The sequence below is a fragment of the Halopseudomonas sp. L-58 genome (assembly GCF_056859475.1).
Window position 1 is genome coordinate 1 of the sequence record NZ_JBSXON010000034.1, and the last position, 17,762, is coordinate 17,762.

The 17,762-nt window shown below is 58.5% G+C and carries 17 protein-coding genes; 12 read left to right on the top strand and 5 right to left on the bottom strand.

What is annotated here, in order from left to right; translation table 11 throughout:
- The first annotated feature begins 229 nt into the window (after nt 1-229).
- The 8 genes from AC13EY_RS02755 to AC13EY_RS02790 all read left to right on the top strand — a co-directional run bounded on the left by AC13EY_RS02755 (nt 230) and on the right by AC13EY_RS02790 (nt 7,364).
- Entirely contained in the window at nt 230-1,165 is a 936-nt protein-coding gene (locus AC13EY_RS02755) for a recombinase family protein (protein WP_003089068.1), read from the top strand.
- A gap of 169 nt (nt 1,166-1,334) precedes the next feature.
- Nucleotides 1,335-2,081 (top strand): ferredoxin reductase family protein, encoded by a 747-nt coding sequence (locus AC13EY_RS02760; protein ID WP_482890394.1) that lies wholly within the window; start codon nt 1,335-1,337, stop codon nt 2,079-2,081.
- Nucleotides 2,082-2,348: 267 nt separating this feature from the next.
- Nucleotides 2,349-4,016, top strand: a complete 1,668-nt coding sequence (locus AC13EY_RS02765) for a cation:proton antiporter (protein ID WP_228244971.1) — start codon at nt 2,349-2,351, stop codon at nt 4,014-4,016.
- A 156-nt stretch (nt 4,017-4,172) separates the two neighbouring features.
- Entirely contained in the window at nt 4,173-4,523 is a 351-nt protein-coding gene (locus tag AC13EY_RS02770; protein WP_088274274.1) for a DMT family protein, read from the top strand.
- A gap of 60 nt (nt 4,524-4,583) precedes the next feature.
- On the top strand, nt 4,584-4,892 hold the full coding sequence (locus AC13EY_RS02775; RefSeq protein ID WP_088274275.1) for a hypothetical protein: 309 nt from the start codon (nt 4,584-4,586) through the stop codon (nt 4,890-4,892).
- A 236-nt stretch (nt 4,893-5,128) separates the two neighbouring features.
- Nucleotides 5,129-5,389, top strand: coding sequence for a YebG family protein (locus AC13EY_RS02780; protein WP_088274276.1), 261 nt, complete (start codon nt 5,129-5,131; stop codon nt 5,387-5,389).
- A gap of 428 nt (nt 5,390-5,817) precedes the next feature.
- A complete protein-coding gene (locus AC13EY_RS02785) occupies nt 5,818-6,027 on the top strand; it encodes a hypothetical protein (protein ID WP_228244972.1) in 210 nt (69 codons plus the stop codon).
- On the top strand, nt 5,979-7,364 hold the full coding sequence (locus AC13EY_RS02790) for a methyl-accepting chemotaxis protein (RefSeq protein ID WP_228245060.1): 1,386 nt from the start codon (nt 5,979-5,981) through the stop codon (nt 7,362-7,364). The genes AC13EY_RS02785 and AC13EY_RS02790 overlap by 49 nt, the downstream gene beginning before the upstream one ends.
- Nucleotides 7,365-7,527: 163 nt before the next feature.
- On the opposite strand, the gene AC13EY_RS02795 is transcribed toward AC13EY_RS02790, so the two are convergent.
- Nucleotides 7,528-8,742, bottom strand: coding sequence for a methyl-accepting chemotaxis protein (locus tag AC13EY_RS02795; RefSeq protein WP_323133546.1), 1,215 nt, complete (start codon nt 8,740-8,742; stop codon nt 7,528-7,530).
- A gap of 382 nt (nt 8,743-9,124) precedes the next feature.
- Entirely contained in the window at nt 9,125-9,694 is a 570-nt protein-coding gene (locus AC13EY_RS02800; RefSeq protein ID WP_228244973.1) for a phosphoribosyltransferase, read from the bottom strand.
- Nucleotides 9,695-9,756: 62 nt separating this feature from the next.
- On the opposite strand from AC13EY_RS02800, the gene AC13EY_RS02805 reads away from it, so the two are divergent.
- Nucleotides 9,757-10,374 (top strand): phosphoribosyltransferase, encoded by a 618-nt coding sequence (locus AC13EY_RS02805; RefSeq protein WP_228244974.1) that lies wholly within the window; start codon nt 9,757-9,759, stop codon nt 10,372-10,374.
- Nucleotides 10,375-10,525: 151 nt separating this feature from the next.
- The gene (locus AC13EY_RS02810) at nt 10,526-11,314 is read left to right on the top strand and encodes a substrate-binding periplasmic protein (protein WP_228244975.1); all 789 of its coding nucleotides are present in this window, start codon (nt 10,526-10,528) and stop codon (nt 11,312-11,314) included.
- Here the strand turns inward: AC13EY_RS02810 and AC13EY_RS02815 are convergent.
- The 3 genes from AC13EY_RS02815 to AC13EY_RS02825 all read right to left on the bottom strand — a co-directional run bounded on the left by AC13EY_RS02815 (nt 11,311) and on the right by AC13EY_RS02825 (nt 14,836).
- Nucleotides 11,311-12,450 (bottom strand): glutathione S-transferase family protein, encoded by a 1,140-nt coding sequence (locus AC13EY_RS02815; RefSeq protein WP_228244976.1) that lies wholly within the window; start codon nt 12,448-12,450, stop codon nt 11,311-11,313. The two genes, AC13EY_RS02810 and AC13EY_RS02815, sit on opposite strands and share 4 nt — an antisense overlap.
- A 127-nt stretch (nt 12,451-12,577) precedes the next feature.
- Nucleotides 12,578-13,096: an Hcp family type VI secretion system effector gene (locus AC13EY_RS02820; RefSeq protein ID WP_088274283.1), complete on the bottom strand. Its 519-nt coding sequence runs from the start codon at nt 13,094-13,096 to the stop codon at nt 12,578-12,580.
- Nucleotides 13,097-13,297: 201 nt separating this feature from the next.
- Nucleotides 13,298-14,836 carry an MFS transporter gene (locus AC13EY_RS02825; protein WP_482876711.1) on the bottom strand — a complete coding sequence of 513 codons (1,539 nt, stop codon included), beginning with the start codon at nt 14,834-14,836 and terminating at the stop codon, nt 13,298-13,300.
- A 197-nt stretch (nt 14,837-15,033) separates the two neighbouring features.
- On the opposite strand from AC13EY_RS02825, the gene metG reads away from it, so the two are divergent.
- Both metG and rsxA read left to right on the top strand, forming a co-directional pair.
- Nucleotides 15,034-17,073, top strand: coding sequence for a methionine--tRNA ligase (gene metG / locus AC13EY_RS02830; protein ID WP_228245061.1), 2,040 nt, complete (start codon nt 15,034-15,036; stop codon nt 17,071-17,073).
- A gap of 103 nt (nt 17,074-17,176) precedes the next feature.
- Nucleotides 17,177-17,761, top strand: a complete 585-nt coding sequence (gene rsxA / locus AC13EY_RS02835) for an electron transport complex subunit RsxA (protein WP_088274347.1) — start codon at nt 17,177-17,179, stop codon at nt 17,759-17,761.
- Nucleotide 17,762: the final 1 nt, after the last annotated feature.

Here is a 17,762-nt window from a genome sequence, read left to right on the forward strand (position 1 = left end):
GGGTTGGTACGCCTGTTTCCCGCCGATATGGCGGGAAACAGGCAAAAAACACACAAAGAACGGAAGTGAAGTGGCTGTAATTTACGTTTTTGGCTGACTGGAGGTCAGCCTGGCCTAAATCAGCGGTTATTCAGACCTTCCTTAAGCTCCCCACGCTACGGTTCAAATAACTGGTACGCTTTATCAAAGTTCAACTATTACTAACGTAGTCGAGTAAACGGTACTTTTGATGAAGATCGGTTATGCGCGAGTGAGCACTCGGGATCAGAAAGCCGACCTACAAGTCGATGCCCTGAAACAGGCCGGGTGCGAACGCATCTACCAAGACATCGCCAGCGGCGCGAAAAGCGCCCGTCCGGAACTGGACAAACTGCTGGCCAACGTGCGTCCGGGTGATGCCGTGGTGATCTGGAAACTGGATCGCCTCGGGCGCTCGCTCAAGCACCTGGTCGAGCTGGTCGGCGAGCTGGCAGAGCGTAAGGTCGGCTTGCAGAGCCTGAATGACCCCATCGACACCACCCATGCCCAAGGCCGCCTGGTGTTCAACCTGTTCGCCTCGCTGGCCGAGTTCGAGCGCGAGCTGATCCGCGAGCGGACTCAGGCGGGCCTGTCGGCCGCACGGTCGCGGGGCCGGATCGGTGGCCGTCCCAAGGGTCTGCCCGCCAAGGCCGAGGCCACCGCCATGGCGGCGCAAACGCTGTACCGCGAGGGTCGCCTGAGCGTCAGCGCCATCGGCGAGAAGCTACACATCTCCAAGAGCACACTGTACAGCTACCTGCGCCACCGGGGTGTCGAGATCGGCGCATACCAGAAGAGCGCCCGGTCACGCGATCAGCAGATCACGGCCTCGTCGTCATCGCCGGCAGAGCCGCCCGCTGTCGAGCGGGTGGCCACCGTCACCCTGCGCCTGGCGGTGGTGAATAACAGCAAGTTCGTGCGCGGCCGGAAACGGGCCAAGGAGAACATCGAGCGCTACTGCCTGGAACCCTACGGCATGAAACGGCTGGAGTCGGGCCACTACGAGTTGGCCATTTCGTATCGAAGCGACGACGAGCTGGACAAGACCGTGCACGACCTGCTGACCGAGATCAGCCAGGAAGCCGACATGCGCAACTGCTTCATCGAGGCGGATGCCTGGGAAGAAGGCACCGAGCGCAGGTGGTAGGGCTTACGTTGGTTTTTGGTTCCATTGCTCCCCAAACCCCCTCATCAAGACGTTCCCTTACCGATGGTTCAAGAAGACCCATAACTGGCTGGCGGTTGGCTATCTGGCGCTGGCCTGGCACAGCCTGATACTCGTGAAATTCAGTTACTGGAGCCAACCGGTTGGCTGGTTGACACTCATACTGCTGATCGCCGGCAGCGTCTCGGCCATTATGGTGATAACCGGACGCGTGGGCAGGGGTAACCGTGTCGTGGGGCAGATTGAGGAGCTGACCCATTATCCGGGCCTGGACGTTATCGAAGCCAGGATCGCGCTGCGCGAAGGATGGCACGGACATGCTCCGGGGCAGTTTGCCTTTGTTACGTCCAAGAGCGGTGAAGGCGCCCATCCTTATACCATTGCCTCGGCCTGGAACCCGTCAAGGCCAACAGTCACCTTCGTGGTAAAGGCGCTTGGCGACTGGACCTCGCAGCTAAAGACCTGGCTCAAGGTTGGCATGCGGGTGAGCGTTGAAGGGCCTTACGGCTGTTTCGACTTTTCCGATCCGGCGCCGCGACAGGTGTGGATCGGCGCGGGTATTGGCGTCACGCCTTTCATCGCACGTATGCACTCCCTCGCGCAGCAGGGCGGCGAGCATAACGTCGATTTCTTTCATGTGACCCGCGAGGTTGACCAAATGGCACTCGACAAACTCACTGCGGATGCCGCTGCGGCCGGTGTTCGCCTGCATCTGCGCCTGTCCTCCCGCGATGGACACCTTACGGCGGAGCAGATCAGGACCCTGGTTCCCGAATGGCGCCAGGCCAGCTTCTGGTTCTGTGGCCCGACGGAGTTCGGTCAAACGCTGCGCCGCGACTTTGTCAGTCAGGGCTTGCCTGGCGCACGGTTTCACCAGGAGCTGTTCGAAATGCGCTAGCCCTACCGAGTGCTCTCACAGATGCATTCAGCGTGGCGACTGTCTCGCTTCCCGCCCGAATTGAGTGTTCAGGTGGCACTACCGGAAATGTGCTGTTGCAAATTCCCCGCGACGTGCTCCGCCCTGCCCCGGTAAAACTGCTCCCGATCAGTCATTGCCGGCGCGGCGCCGAGTATATTGATCGGCAACAGCATCGTCGGACCGGTTAGCCTGCACGCTGTTTAAAGCAGCGTCGGCAGCCCGCGTCAGGGAGTCAGGGAGCAAGGCATGGACGGGAATATTTTCGTACAGATCGGCATTCTGCTGGGGTTGTCTGTTCTCGGCGGCGCCCTGGCGCAACTGCTGCGCCAACCGCTGATCGTCGCCTTCATTGCGGTTGGCATTCTGGTCGGCCCTTCCGGGCTGGAACTGGTTGCCCAGAGCAGCGAGATCGAGCTGTTCGCCCGCCTCGGCATCGCCCTGCTGCTGTTTGTGGTCGGCCTGAAACTGGACCTGCATATCATTCGAACAGTCGGGCCGGTAGCACTCGCTTCTGGTCTCGGTCAGGTTGTCTTTACCTCTGTTGTAGGGTACCTGCTTGCCCTGCTGCTCGGTCTGTCGCACGTGGCGGCTATCTATGTTGCGGTAGCGCTGACTTTTTCCAGCACCATCATTATCGTCAAGTTGCTCTCCGACAAGCGCGAGATTGATGCCTTGCACGGCCGCATCGCGGTCGGCTTTCTGATTGTCCAGGATATCGTGGTGGTGCTTGTCATGATCGGTCTTACCGCATTCGGCAAGGCCGATAGTCAGGTAAGCCTTGGCTGGGAAGCGCTGCAGGTTATGCTCAAGGGGATGGCAATGCTGGCCGTGGTCGCCTTGCTGATGCGCTATGTGCTGCCCGCGCTGCTGCAACGCCTGGCCCACTCGTCCGAACTGTTGATGCTGTTTGCCATCGCCTGGGCGGTGCTGGGCGCGGTGGCAGGCGACGTGCTGGGGTTCAGCAAAGAGGTGGGCGCCTTCCTCGCCGGTGTATCGATCGCCTCTACTGCATTTCGCGAACAGATAGCGGCGAGACTGGTCAGCTTGAGGGATTTTTTGCTGCTGTTCTTCTTCATTGAACTGGGCGCTGCACTGGACCTCGGCATGCTCGGCGGGCAGATCGGCGCATCAGTGGTGTTTTCGCTGTTCGTGCTGATTGGCAACCCGATAATCGTCATGATCATCATGGGCGCAATGGGGTATCGCAAGCGGACCGGCTTTCTTGCCGGGCTGACAGTCGCCCAGATCAGTGAATTTTCATTGATTCTCGCGGCGCTTGGCTACAGCCTTGGGCATTTGCAACAGGAAACTGTCGGGCTGATAACGCTGGTCGGCTTGATTACCATCAGCGTCTCCACTTATATGATTCTGTACTCCCACGCGATATATGAGCGTTTGGCGCCCTGGTTATCAATTTTTGAACGAAAGGTTCCTTACCGCGAGCGCGATGGTTTGCCCGATGGGCAGGATACTGTCGACGTGCTTTTGATTGGTCTTGGGCGCTACGGTGCCGCGCTGGCTGATAACCTTCGGCGCCGCGGCTGCAGGCTGCTCGCTGTGGATTTTGACCCAGCAGCGGTTCAGCAGCATGTGCGTGACGGTTATCAGGTGCGTTACGGCGACGCTGAAGATCCGGAGTTTATCGCCACCCTGCCGCTGGGCAGCACCAGTTGGGTTGTGAGCACTGTCCGTGAACGCAGCGTCAACCTGATGCTGTTGCATGGCCTGAAACAGAGCAACTATCGTGGCCAGGTGGCCATAGCCAGTTCCGCTAGACACGACAGCAAGGTGTTGGCAAAGGCTGGCGTGGATCTGTTGCTGATCCCCTACGCCGATGCGGCCAAAGAAGCGGCAGACCAATTGCTGGCACGGACGGCAGCGCGAGATTCCGCACCGGCCGCCATACCGCAGTGAGATACCTGCCACGGCCGATGGCATGGTGTAACCTGCGGCAGCAACAGCCGATACGTTGACGCAGACTTGCCAAGGCGCCTGCCAGGCGCGAATATGCCCGGCATTCAACTCGGCGCTGCCTGCGCCCGCCTATCCCTATTTGTCGGAGCGCCGGTCATGCATCCTGTGCTGATCTCCATTTCGCTGCTGGTGTGCAGCAATATTTTCATGACATTCGCCTGGTATGCCCACCTCAAGGAACTCAATAACAAGCCCTGGATCATCGCTGCCCTGATCAGTTGGGGTATTGCCCTGTTCGAGTACCTGCTGCAGGTGCCCGCCAATCGCATCGGTTATACCGCCCTGTCGGTCGGTCAGTTGAAGATTATTCAGGAAGTCATCACCCTCTCGGTGTTCGTCCCCTTCTCGGTCATGTATCTGAAGGAACCGCTGAAACTCGATTACCTGTGGGCAGGTCTATGCCTGCTGGCTGCGGTCTACTTCATGTTTCGGGACAAACTGGCTTAACTGCCGAGGCAATTCGGGTCATGCTGCACAGGTACATTCCCCCGTCTGCAAGGAGCGCACGTGCTGATCCCGCTGTTGGTCAATCTGATGATGCTGTTCGGTAGTCTGGTACTGTTTTTCGCCGCTGCCGGTATTGCCAACAATTGTGACAACCTGACAAAGCTGGAAGAGCGCATTCTCAACAGCAGTCTGTTCGTACCTGGACCGCTGCACCTTGTTGCCCTGATTGCCATAGCCCTGGCCGCCATGGGCCTGATCCCGATAGACGATCCAGCCTGGCTATACCTGCCGGCTCTGGTAAGCACCGGCTACTGGGTATGCCTGATCGTCATCAATGCCCGGAAAAACCGGTATCTTCGGGCAGACTGATCTGTCCTGACCGCCTGACTGCCATTATCCGGAGTTACTGAAGCGCCGGACCTTCACGTGTTGCCAACACCATCGCGTGCTCAGAGCAGCGCTTTGTGCAAGCTGGCTCGCTCGGGCTACAGGCGCGTTTGTTAATGGGAGATATATGGGTCTTTACACTGTATGCACATACAGTAGAATGAGCAGCAAAACCGGCCACGCCGGTCACTCCACTCGCCGACAAGCCAGAGGTGCGCATGGCCGTTGAAATTGTTTATCGCAGCAGCAGAGACCCGGAGCAACTGTTCATGGATAAAGCCCAAGCCGACCGTCATGACAAGATGCTGGAGCTGGCCGAAAATCTGGGCGAGGTACTGCAGCGTGCCGTTCCGCAACTGGGAGAGCAGCTGGCTGAAGAAATCAGTATCTACATGGCGCGCAACCGCGAGGTCTTCGCCAAGGCTTTCAAGAGTAACCCCGAGGCCCTCGCCGAACTGGATGCGTCCGGCGCGGCCTGATGCCGTTACTGGTACATCCAGAAGTTTGGATGCGCTTGCGCAACCTGAACAGGACGGACTGAATCACGACGGCTGATGATGCGTTTGATCATGCTCATGGTGTAGCTCCTTTGCTTGCTGTTTCGAACATGGGAGGCATCATGAGTCATATCGCACGATACCAATAACGAATTAGATCTATTTGATTTATTGAGAAAAGCAATTAACCGCGCAGGCACGGCCGATGTCGCTGGCCAGCCCTTTGCTGCTCCTTTCCCAACCTGCGCTGACACCGGGCAACCACACCTTCCAGTGCTTTAGCCCTTCCCACCACTCCGTTGCCCTGTTTCCTCCGGCAACTGCTACGCTGACAGAAACGAAAGCAATATCGTTAAGCCACACCTGAACGTCACCGTTGTGCCAATCGCATCTCGCCGGGGGCTTTGGCTATGAACCTGCTTCGCCGTTTCTCCATACTTCAACGCCTGGTTACTGTGACCTTGCTGGTGTTGATCATAGTGCTCGGGCTGGTGACGGTCTTCGCAGTTGACTACCACAAGACGCTGCTTGATGGTCGGGCAATAAAAACCAACACCTTGTTGAGTCCGGGCTGGGCGTCCTCCAGTATTTCCATCAACGGCAACTGGGCGGCGAGCTGACCGAACAACAGGCGCAGCAGCAGGCCGCCGCCGTTCTGCAAGGGATGCGTTACGACGACAATGAGTATTTCTGGATACATTCCGATGACCTGCGGATGATCATGCATCCCTTCAGCACGCAGCTGGTAGGTAACAGCATCGCCGACATCCAGGACCCCGATGGAAAATACCTGTTTCGGGAAATGGTTGCGGTGGTGAACACGCAATCAGCCGGCTTTGTCGACTATATGTGGCCCAAACCCGGCGTTACTGATCCAGTACCGAAAATCTCCTACGTCGCCGGCTTTGAACCCTGGGGCTGGATCCTTGCGTCGGGTATCTATCTTGACGATATCAGTGAGACCTTCTGGGCCGATATGCTGCCCAAACTTATGGTTGCAGCGCTGGGTCTGATGTTGCTGGTGGGTGTCAATCTCCTGATCGCCCTGAGTGTCAACCGCCCACTCGCCCAGGCAGTGGCGGCAATGAACGACATTGCAACCGGCGACGGAGACTTGTCACGCCGCCTGGACGCCAGCGGCTTTGATGAAATCAGCGAACTGGCGGCAGGGTTCAATGCCTTTACCGATAAGCTGGCGCAGGTCATAGACGAATTCCGTGAGGTGGTAGCAAACAACCGTCGTATCGCCAATGAAGTTGGCCTTGCAATGGGCAAGGCGGAGGCCTCTTATAACCAGCAGAACAGCGAACTTGACACCATTGCATCGGCGGTTGAGGAAATGAGCGCCACCTCCGACGAGGTCGCTCAGCGCATGTCTGACTCCGCAGAGGCTGCCAGACAAGCCAGCGGCCACGCCGCGGACAGTCAACGCACGGCAGATACCACCTCGCAGAGCATGCGCATGCTTGCCGGCGATCTCGCCCAGGCCGGTGCGGCCGTGGATGAATTGAGCGCGCAATCGAATACCATTGACTCGGTGCTTGAAGTGATACGCTCCGTTGCAGAACAAACCAACTTGCTGGCCCTGAACGCGGCAATCGAGGCGGCACGCGCTGGTGAACAGGGACGGGGCTTTGCCGTGGTAGCAGACGAGGTGCGCACGCTCGCCAGCAGAACACAGGCATCAACCGACGAGATTCGCAGCATCATCGACTCATTGCAGGCCGTCACCGCCAAAGCCGTCAGCTCGATGCAGAGCAGTCACCGGCAGTCCGAAAACATGCAACAACAGGTCGAGAACTCGCGTTCTGCGCTGAAATCCATTGCTGTATCGGTCGATACCATCACCGATATGACCAGCCAGGTGGCTGCTGCTGCCGAACAGCAATCAAGGACCAGTACCGAGATCTCAGCAAGCCTGAGCCACAGCTCAGTAACTTGGGCGACAAGGTGCTGAGCGAGCTGCAGGACACCGCGCTCAACACCCGAAAGATGACTGACTCGGCGCAGCAACTGGAACGCCTTATCGGTCACTTCAAGACCGGACACGGATAGAGCTGTGCGTTCGCGCCTTTATCAGCAACCTTGCTACTGCGGCGCCAGGCCTGTCGGGATGGCTATTAACGGGCGTTTAACAAGCCCGATGTCGTATGACAGACGTTTTCGGCACCCTGACGGATTTCCTGCATGATTGAGCTGACCTGTTGTATGCGCCCGTTTCCTTCCTCTGCGGTCATACTTGCCGAGCCGATCGTGTCGGTTACCTTGCGAGTCAAATCACGATTACGCTGAACAACCTCGGCAATTTCCGCAGTGGACTTGCTCGTACGCGCAGCCAGCTGACGCACTTCATCAGCCACAACCGCAAAACCACGCCCCTGCTCACCAGCGCGAGCTGCCTCGATTGCGGCATTCAGCGCAAGGAGATTGGTCTGGTCGGCAATGGCCGAAATGGTTGCCACGATCTCTTCGATATTTTTGGACTGCGCATTGAGGTGCGCAATCAACTCGCTGGCGTCTGCCATCTGAGCGGCGATGCGTGCCGAGGTATCAACAGCCGCCTGCAGCGATGCCATCCCCTGCTGCGCGATGGCGGCTGTTTCCTCGGAGGTACTGTTCGCAACCTCTGCTGCCTGACGTACGGCCTGAGCCTGCTCGATCCTGTCGGTGATATCGGTGGCAAACTTGACCACCTTCAGGACATTACCCTGGTCATCCACAATGGGGTTGTAGGTCGCTTCCAGCCAGATAGTCCGGCCCTGACTGTCCAGCCGGTCAAACTGACCCGACTTGAACTCGCCACGCCCCAGTTCCGCCCAGAACTCCGGATGCTGACGAATAAACGCCTCCTTGCAGAACATCCGGTGGTGCTTTCCAATGATCTGTTGCAGCGAATAACCCACTGCCGACAGGAAGTTGCGGTTGGCGGTGATGATCTCGCCATTTGGGGAAAATTCGATCACCGCCAGTGACTTGTCCAGCGCAGTCAATAACGCCTTCTGCTCCAGTCGGGCTGCGTGTTCGGCCGTCACATCACTTGCCAGCATAACGACCTTGCTGATTGTGCCGCTCGCATCCGGCACCGGAACATAGGTGGCTTCGAGCCAGAGGGGCTGGCCTCGGGCACCCAGTCGACGGTAGGTCCCGGCGCAGGACCTGCCCTGTGCCAGAGCAGTCCAGAACACATGCCTCGCGCCGTCAGACCGCTCCTTGGCGTCGCACAAATGGTCGTGTGACTGACCAATCAAACGTTCGCGGGAGTAGCCCAGTAACGTCAGCATTGCCGTATTTGCATCAATAATCTGGCCATCCGGCGTACATTCAAGGCAAGCCATGTGGGTTTTCAATGCGCTGATTTGCGCTTTTTGCTCTGCCAGATCGCGGCTCTGATTCTTGTACAAATATTTAAGATTTCTGTTAAACATGCAAGAAGGCTCTGCGGATGAGAAATAGACAGGAATCGATTAATTTGCGAAAAATTAACAATTACAAAGCACTATGATGCATTTTTAGGTGAGCGTCTTGGCAGGGAGTGCTAGTGCAACTACACAAAAAAGCTATCAAAAGTTATACGCAATGTATACAAGCCAGAGCAAAAGGTCAGGCAAAACCGTGCCACAGGGTATCGCGGCACCCGGAGACAGGCAATAAGAAGATGTTATGGGCTATGTATCAGCCGCGCCGCCATGGGGCCGGCGACGGCTGGTTACAGGCTCCTCAGAGCGAGGACAGATGCGGCTGGAGAATTTCGTACAGGGCAGGACGGTTAGTCTTGATCTCTTCAGCACTCAAGCCTTCCAGCGAGTGCGGGTACTTGAGCCAGGCGTCAGTGCTGTGCAGATAGTAATGCGGCTCCCAGTCCAGCTCATTGCGGCTGGGTTTGTAGTACGGAACAGCAACACGGATATCATTGGGCGCGTTCAAACGTGCCTTGTTACGCAGCTCGTTGATTATCGCTTCGAGCGAGCGCCCGGTATCAAACACGTCATCAACGATCAGCAAAGAGTCCTCGTGGGTCACATGCTTGACCAGGTAGTTGAGGCCGTGAACCCGGATCTCTTTGCTCTGCTGATCAATGCCATGATAGGAGGATGTGCGAATCGCGATGTTGTCGGTATGAACGCCGTGATAGTCGAGGAACTCCTGGACAGCGATACCCATAGGCACGCCACCTCGCCAGACCGCTATCATGAAGGTCGGACGAAAGCCGGAATTGAGGATCTGCGCGGCCAGACTGAACGCGTCTTCGAGCAGACTTTGTGCACTAAGGTATTGTTTCTCAGCCATAAGACCGTAAGCTTCTCCAGAATCGCGACATGATCACACCAGAGGGAGCCGCCTTGCAAGCCATGAACCAATCCAATTCCACGCAACAAAGGCCGCGCAATCGCCGTTTCCTTGATGAAAACCAGCTCATCGAAGACGCCTTTCGCCTGGGCGTCCAGGTATTTGAGAGCGGCTTTCGCCCCAACTTCATCGTTGGCCTCTGGCGCGGTGGCAGCACCGTCGGCATCTACGTACAGGAATGCCTGCAGACGCTCGGGGTAAAAACCGACCACATTGCGCTGCGCACCTCCTACCGCGGCATGGACCATTACGACGCGATGGTCGCCGCACCGGAAGCGGAAATCCGCGTACACGGCACCCACTATCTGCTCGACAACCTGAACAGGGAAGACCGCCTGCTGATCGTTGATGATGCATTTGGTACAGGGCACAGCGTTCAAGCCGTAATCGGCAAGCTGAAAGGCCAGCTCAAGCGCAACATGCCAATCGACACCCGCATTGCAACGCTTTATAAGCGTGCCGGCGCCGCAAAAACAGACTTGCAACCTGACTTCTGCCTGCACACCACCGAAGACTGGCTGGTGTTCCCCTACGAGATGAACGGCCTGAGTCGCGCTGAAATCGACGCCAACAAGCCGTACCTCAGTTCTATCCTCGACTCGGTAAAGCCGCTTGTCTGACTGCACGCCCGGTGGTGCGCTCACACTGCCGGGCTATCAATGTCCCCCTGCCTGCCGTCTAACCCATTCGGGCTAATCACTGGACTGTGGCGCCCTCACTGGTTACCTTTCATCAACACCTGCGCGTTTGTGACAACAAAAGACAATAAAAATGAACATGCATAAAACGCCCGGTCTGTGGATGCGTATTGCTGTCGCCAGTCTGCTGCTCGCTCCTACGACCTCTGCCATTGCTAATGACCAGGACTTGCCGGTACTGACAGCGGGTTACATCCAATTCCCGCCGATTGCCTACACCGACGAACAGGGGCATGCTCGGGGGTCAATCATTGAGCTGACCAACGAGTTGGCCGCGGCAAGCGGGTATCGGGTGAATTGGAAGTCCTATCCGATCAATCGGATCTACCGCAGCCTGGACACTGGCGACATTGACTTATGGCCCGGCTCACCGCAGGTGCCTGCCCTGCAGGACTTCACTGTTGAATCCAGCTCTCTGGGGGTGCGAGTAAAACTCTGCGCATTCGCACTGCAGGGCACGCCGCGGATCAGCCACTACCAGGACCTTGCCAACCACGATCTGGTGCTGATTCGCGGCTACACCTATCGCGAGCAGCTCAACCGGGTGATCTCTGAAAACCATTACCACCCGATTGTTGCTCCGGACCACACCGCAGCGATGGAAATTCTGCTGCGCGGCCGCGCTCAATACCTGATCAGCTATGGCCACCCGATGCAGGAAGCACTGGCTGACTATCCACTGCATGGTGCGCGCTGTGATCAACTGGATGAATGGCCACTGGTATACGTGATTTCAAAGCGCAATCCGCAGGCTGAGGAAATCGCCGAGGCGCTGGATAGCGCCTATCTGGAATGGCGCGAAGCAAACCCCGAGCCGCGCCGACTGCGCGGCGTGCGCAATCGGCTGGCGACAGCACACTAGACTGTCGCTGGCACTTCCCAAACCTCGATATTACGCCGCCGCCCTACCCTCCAAGTGCGACCAAAACTCACCGCATCTGCCAGCCCCAGCTCCGCCAGCTGCGCCTGAACAGCGCCGCGTTCGGCTAAGGGCAGTGCCCGCAAGGTATCGGACGCGCGTTGCAGTACATACAGCAGATATGGCTCTACACCGACCTCTATCGGCGCCCCGCGAAAGCAGGTTTGCACCATGCCGACTTGCCGAATCTGCGGCTTCTCCGTCACCGGCGTGCCACTGGCCGGTTTCAGTTCGGCAACCCAGGCGTCAAGGTATGCCAGTTTGTCGGTCAGCTCAGGGAAGATGTCCTCGGCAATATGTTCAAGCACCGGGATCAGAGTGGGAGGCAATGCATCACCGGCGGGAAACCCCGGTTCGGCTTGCGCATACTCGACGACATCGAGCCCCGGCGCCGTCATGCGTTCGACCCAGCGGTGAACTCTGGGAGCGCGCTGCTGCATGATGGCCAGAGGCACCGGATCACGGCCAAGGTGCGCAAACATAGGCCCGATCAGGCCGTAATCGGCGATCGACGGTTGTGTGCCCAGCAGATACGGCCATTCGGCAAAGTGCTGCTCCAGGTGATCAAGCAACTGCAGAAACGACGCTTCAATCAAAGGAATGCTTTTGGCGTTGACGCCCAGTCTCGGCAGGTATGAGTTCATCCGCCCCATGATCTGCTCGGCCATTTTCGGCCCGGAACCAAGCGTAAAGGCACAACGCAGGAATGCCTCCTGCTCTGCCCGATAGGACCAGCGATAGTGCATCGCATGCTTGAGCATCGCCTGACCACCGTAGTACTCGATGATAATCGCAACAATGCGCTGCAGCGGTGTTTGCGGGTAGGCCGGCCATGGCACGCCCTGCGCCTCCAGATGATCGATGATATCAATGGTGTCCTGAATCACCGCGCCATCAGGCGTTTCCAGCACCGGGATAATGCCTCTGCCTATTTGCGGCAGGATGCGGTTTGCGAAGTCGGGATGCCAGGTTGGCACCTCGATATAGGGCAGCCCCTGGTTACGCAGATAACAACGGGCCTTGCCGGTATACAGCGAATGCGAGGCACCATACAGGCGATAGGCTGAGGCAGATTTCATTGGGGCTCCCGGGTTTATTGTTCGTTCTTCCTGCAACGGATACTGCCAGCGTCACAGAAGGCAGACAAGATGGGAGTTTGTCTCGCCAATACCGCCTCCCCGTTTCAGAAGAGGCGGCAGCCTGGATTCACGCAGCGAGAGGGCTACGCCAGTCGTCCGACCCCGACGTACCGGACACCTCATGGGTCCAGACAATCTTGCGATAGGTGAAATAAACATCCTCAAGGTGAGTGAAGTGGGCTTTGCTCGGATCCTGGCAGTTAGGCATGTGCGACTGCACATCCACGATGATTGCATCCTGCAGTTCGATGGTGAAATAGTGCTCCTGGGTGCCGGTAGCCGAGGTGCGATACCACTCTAGACGGCAGCGAGACAGCCGTTCACCCGAGGTCAGGGCGCTGAAAATCAGCGGTGAGGACTTGTCGAACACCTTGGTAATCATCAGCGGTTTGTGCACCCGTTGCCCCGTCGGCTGACCCGACTGCGGGTCGCGCGGAATAATGACCTGATGATTGAAGCCCTGCACCAGCACCTGATCTTCGTGCCCTTCCTGAAAAATGTTACCGACCGAATCTTCAGTGAACGTGCCAGCGGTGATCAGGCCCTGCTTGGTGCCTTCAATGGTGAGATAGGCTGGGGTTGGCATCTGTGCTCCTTGCGTGTGTCAGTGATCCCGGAGATGCCGGGTTCAGGAACACCTACAAAAGCCACGCCAGGTAATTTAAATCGATTTATATCATTACCTTATGAAGCAAACCTCACAACGGTTCTCGAATCAGGGCCGCGCTCCAATCCTGAAATTGGGCAATTTCCACCGGCCTGCTGCGCAGCTACCTGCGCAACAGGCTCAGTGACCGGGCCTTACTGCCGCGAGATAACGCCCCGTCAACCAGGCGGCGCCCAGCATTACCACGGCGCCTATCAATGCGTTGGTCTGCAGTGCCTGGGTGAAGCTGACCTGCACGGCAGACATGACCGCCGCGGCCAGCGCGTCCGGCAAATGGGAAGCCAGCCCGAGCGCGCCGCCAACCGTATCGCTGGCGACTTCAAGCTGGTGGTCCCTCAATCCAGGCGGCATCAACTCCAGCATGCGATAACGATATACGGCCGCACCAATGCTGCCGATCACCGCGATACCCAGCGCCATGCCCATCTCGGTTGCGGTTTCGGAGGTTGCTGCAGCCGCGCCGGTTTTCTCCGGTGGTGCCGAGCCGATCACCAGATCGGTCCCCAGAATCATCATCGGCATGATGCCGATGCCCAGCAACACCGTGGCCAGCACCACCAGTCCCGGCCCTGGATAACGGCCGATCAGCAGCAACGCAACAAACCCGGCAACAGCAACCAGCAAGCCACCACTGATCAGCACCCGCGGAGCAAGCCAGCGGGCCATGCGCGGCACCAGCAGGGATGCTGCGGTCTGCAACAGCGCCGACGGCAGCATGACCAGCCCTGCCTGCAGCGGCGTCATGCCCAGTGCCCCCTGCAGATACTGGAAAATCAGCAGCCAGGCCCCTGACAACGCCAGAATGCACAGCATCATTGCCGCGACGGACACACTGAACGCGGGTTGACGAAACAGCGCGAGGTCGAACATCGGCTCGGCAAGCCGACGCTGCCGGCGAACAAACAGGGTGCCAACCAGCAAACCGGCCAGCAGAGCGCTGCTGGCCAGCAGATTGAGTCCATCACGGGCGCTGTCCTTGATGCCAAAGATCAACAACAACACCGCACAGATGCACAGCAACGCGCTGGTCAGATCCAGACGCCCGGCCTGCTCGTCACGAAACTCCGGCAACAGCCAGGGACCGACCAGCAGCAACAGCACCATTACCGGTACAGCCAGCAGAAACACCGAGCCCCACCAGAAGAACGCCAGCATGACGCCGCCAACCAGCGGGCCGATAGCACTGCCGACAATAAAGCCGGTCATCCAGATGGTTATCGCCAGGGTGCGTTCGTGCTCGACGTGAAACATGTTGCGAATGAGGGCAAGGGTTGATGGCATCAGCGTCGCCCCGGCAACACCGAGCAGCGCACGGGTGGCAATCAGCATCATTGAACTATGGGCAAAGGCTGCAGCCTGGGAGGCCAGTCCGAACGCCGTGGCGCCAATGAGCAACAGGCGACGCCGGCCGATCCGGTCACCCAGTGTTCCCATGGTGATCAGGAAACCTGCCACCATGAAACCGTAAATATCGAGGATCCATAGCAGCTCGGAACTGGACGGCTCCAGATCGGCGCTCAGGTGGGGAGCCGCCAGATGCAGCACGGTCATATCCAGAGCCAGCAGCAACGTGGGAAGCACAAGTACCGCAAGGCCCAGCCATTCGCGGCGGCCAGCATGTGGATACTCGGGAGAAGGTGAAACGGGTGTATTTGGCATGTTGCCTCCTTGCAGGCGCCCTTATACGCCGGTGCCAATCGTCTCGGCAAGATACAGTTGCAAAGGCAAATTACGCCGCAGCTGACTGCGCAGGCGCTCCCGGGTTCGTGCCAAGACTCCCTTCACTGCGCCCCTTCTGCTATCATCCCAGCCCTTTCACGTTCAACCGCAAAGTATCCCAAACGCCCATGTCCGATATCGCCGCGACTCGTCAGATCCTCGTTACCAGCGCCCTGCCCTATGCCAATGGTTCAATCCACCTTGGGCACATGCTGGAGTACATTCAGACCGACATTTGGGTTCGCTTCCAGAAGCTGCGCGGTCACCAGGCCGTGTACGTCTGTGCTGACGACGCGCACGGCTCCGCCATCATGCTGCGCGCCGAGAAGGAAGGCATCACCTCCGAACAGCTGATCGCCAACGTCCACGCCGAGCACTCGGCCGACTTCGCGGACTTTCTGGTCAACTTCGACAACTTCTACTCCACCCACTCGGAGGAGAACCGGGAGCTGTCCGAACTGATTTACACCCGACTGAAAGAGGCTGGCCACATCAGCACCCGCTCGGTGACCCAGTACTACGATCCGGAAAAGGGCATGTTCCTGGCTGACCGGTTCATCAAGGGCACCTGTCCCAAGTGTGCGGCCGAGGATCAGTATGGCGACAACTGCGAAAAATGCGGTGCCACCTACGAGCCGACCGAACTTAAAGACCCGCGCTCGGCCATTTCCGGCGCTACCCCGGTACTGAAGGATTCCAAGCATTTCTTCTTCCGCCTGCAGGACTTCACCGACATGCTCAAGCAGTGGACCCGCAGCGGTGCCCTGCAGGACGCGGTCGCCAACAAGATCGCCGAATGGCTCGACAGCGGCCTGCAGGAATGGGACATCAGCCGTGACGCGCCCTACTTCGGCTTCGAGATTCCAGGCGAGCCCGGCAAGTACTTCTACGTCTGGCTGGACGCACCAATCGGTTACATGGCCAGCTTCAAGAACCTCTGCAGCCGCCGCCCCGAGCTGAGCTTCGATGGTTTCTGGAATGCGGACTCCAGCGCCGAGCTGTACCACTTCATCGGCAAGGATATCGTCAACTTCCACACCCTGTTCTGGCCGGCGATGCTGGAAGGTGCAGGCTTCCGCAAGCCGACTGCGGTCAACGTACACGGCTACCTGACGGTCAACGGCCAGAAGATGTCCAAGTCGCGCGGCACCTTTATCAAGGCGCGCACCTATCTGGATCATCTGAACCCCGAGTATCTGCGCTACTACTACGCGGCGAAACTCGGCCGTGGCGTGGAAGACCTCGACCTGAACCTGGAAGACTTCGTGCAGAAGGTCAACTCGGACCTGGTCGGCAAGGTAGTCAACATCGCCAGCCGCTGCGCCGGCTTCATCCACAAGGGCAACGGCGGCGTCATGGTCGAGGCCAACCCGGCACCCGAGCTGAGCAGCGCCTTTGTCGACGCGGCACCGAGCATCGCCGACGCCTACGAGAAGCGTGACTTCTCCCGCGCCATGCGCGAAATCATGGCGCTGGCCGACAAGGCTAACGCCTGGATTGCCGACAAGGCACCGTGGGCATTGAACAAGCAGGAAGGCAAACAAGACGAGGTCCAGGCCATCTGTGCCCTTGGCATCAACCTGTTCCGCCAGCTGGTGATCTTCCTCAAGCCGGTGTTGCCGACGCTGGCGGCCGACGCAGAGGCATTCCTCAATGTTGCGCCACTGCGCTGGGACGATCACAAGGCGCTGCTGACCAACCATCAGCTGAACGCGTTCAAGCCGCTGCTGGCCCGTATCGAGCCGGCGAAGATCGACGCCATGATCGATGCCTCCAAGGAAGATCTGGCCGCAGCCGAGAGCACAGCCCCGGCGGGTAACGGCGAGCTGGTCAAGGAGCCGCTGGCCGAGGAAATCAACTTCGACGCCTTTGCCGCCGTCGACCTGCGCGTGGCGTTGATCGAGAAGTGCGAGTTCGTTGAAGGTGCCGACAAACTGCTTCGTCTGAGCCTCGATATCGGTGATGCCAAGCGCAATGTGTTCTCCGGCATCAAGAGCGCCTACCCGGACCCGAGCAAGCTCGAAGGCCGTCTGACCCTGTACGTTGCCAACCTGGCACCGCGCAAGATGAAGTTCGGTGTTTCCGAGGGCATGGTGCTGGCAGCAGGACCGGGCGGTGAAGAGATCTTCCTGCTCAGCCCGGATCAAGGCGCCAAGCCGGGCCAGCGGGTCAAGTAAGCGGTAGAGCAATCGCCGGGCGGCTGTGCCGCCCGATTAGCCGGGACCGGCCGAGCAGCCAGAAGAGCTGCACCACGCCGGACCACACATGGGGTTGGGTTACATGGCTGAATTTGCCCTTATTCTGGTCAGTACCATACTGGTCAATAACTTCGTTCTGGTGCAGTTCCTCGGGCTGTGTCCGTTCATGGGTGTTTCCGGGAAGCTGGAAACCGCGATCGGCATGTCCGCCGCGACCACCTTCGTGCTCACGCTGGCCTCGATCCTCAGTTATCTGACCTTCCAGTACATTCTGGTGCCGCTGGATCTGCAGTTTCTGCGTACCATTTCGTTTATTCTGGTGATCGCGGTAGTCGTGCAGTTCACCGAAATGGTGGTCCACAAGACCAGCCCGCTGCTGTACCGGGTGCTGGGAATCTTTCTGCCGCTGATTACCACCAACTGCGCGGTACTGGGCGTCGCCCTCCTGAACACCAACCGCGCCGAACAGACCTTCATGAAATCCGCTACCTACGGCCTGGGCGCGGCTATCGGCTTCTCGCTGATCCTGATCCTGTTCGCCGGTTTGCGTGAGCGCATCGCCATTGCCGACGTCCCGACGCCGTTCCGCGGTGCCGCCATCGGCATGATCACCGCGGGCCTGATGTCGCTGGCATTCATGGGCTTCACCGGCTTGATAAGGTTGTAAG

What these genes read in the sequence shown, in the direction of transcription:
- rsxA (WP_088274347.1), top strand. Translation starts at nt 17,177, where the DNA reads ATGGCTGAATTTGCCCTTATTCTGGTCAGTACCATACTGGTCAATAAC.
- AC13EY_RS02780 (WP_088274276.1), top strand. Translation starts at nt 5,129, where the DNA reads ATGGCCGTTGAAATTGTTTATCGCAGCAGCAGAGACCCGGAGCAACTG.
- AC13EY_RS02765 (WP_228244971.1), top strand. Translation starts at nt 2,349, where the DNA reads ATGGACGGGAATATTTTCGTACAGATCGGCATTCTGCTGGGGTTGTCT.
- AC13EY_RS02800 (WP_228244973.1), bottom strand. Translation starts at nt 9,694, where the DNA reads ATGGCTGAGAAACAATACCTTAGTGCACAAAGTCTGCTCGAAGACGCG.
- AC13EY_RS02755 (WP_003089068.1), top strand. Translation starts at nt 230, where the DNA reads ATGAAGATCGGTTATGCGCGAGTGAGCACTCGGGATCAGAAAGCCGAC.
- AC13EY_RS02785 (WP_228244972.1), top strand. Translation starts at nt 5,818, where the DNA reads ATGAACCTGCTTCGCCGTTTCTCCATACTTCAACGCCTGGTTACTGTG.
- AC13EY_RS02805 (WP_228244974.1), top strand. Translation starts at nt 9,757, where the DNA reads ATGAACCAATCCAATTCCACGCAACAAAGGCCGCGCAATCGCCGTTTC.
- AC13EY_RS02825 (WP_482876711.1), bottom strand. Translation starts at nt 14,836, where the DNA reads ATGCCAAATACACCCGTTTCACCTTCTCCCGAGTATCCACATGCTGGC.
- AC13EY_RS02770 (WP_088274274.1), top strand. Translation starts at nt 4,173, where the DNA reads ATGCATCCTGTGCTGATCTCCATTTCGCTGCTGGTGTGCAGCAATATT.
- AC13EY_RS02810 (WP_228244975.1), top strand. Translation starts at nt 10,526, where the DNA reads ATGAACATGCATAAAACGCCCGGTCTGTGGATGCGTATTGCTGTCGCC.
- AC13EY_RS02815 (WP_228244976.1), bottom strand. Translation starts at nt 12,450, where the DNA reads ATGAAATCTGCCTCAGCCTATCGCCTGTATGGTGCCTCGCATTCGCTG.
- AC13EY_RS02795 (WP_323133546.1), bottom strand. Translation starts at nt 8,742, where the DNA reads ATGGCTTGCCTTGAATGTACGCCGGATGGCCAGATTATTGATGCAAAT.
- AC13EY_RS02820 (WP_088274283.1), bottom strand. Translation starts at nt 13,096, where the DNA reads ATGCCAACCCCAGCCTATCTCACCATTGAAGGCACCAAGCAGGGCCTG.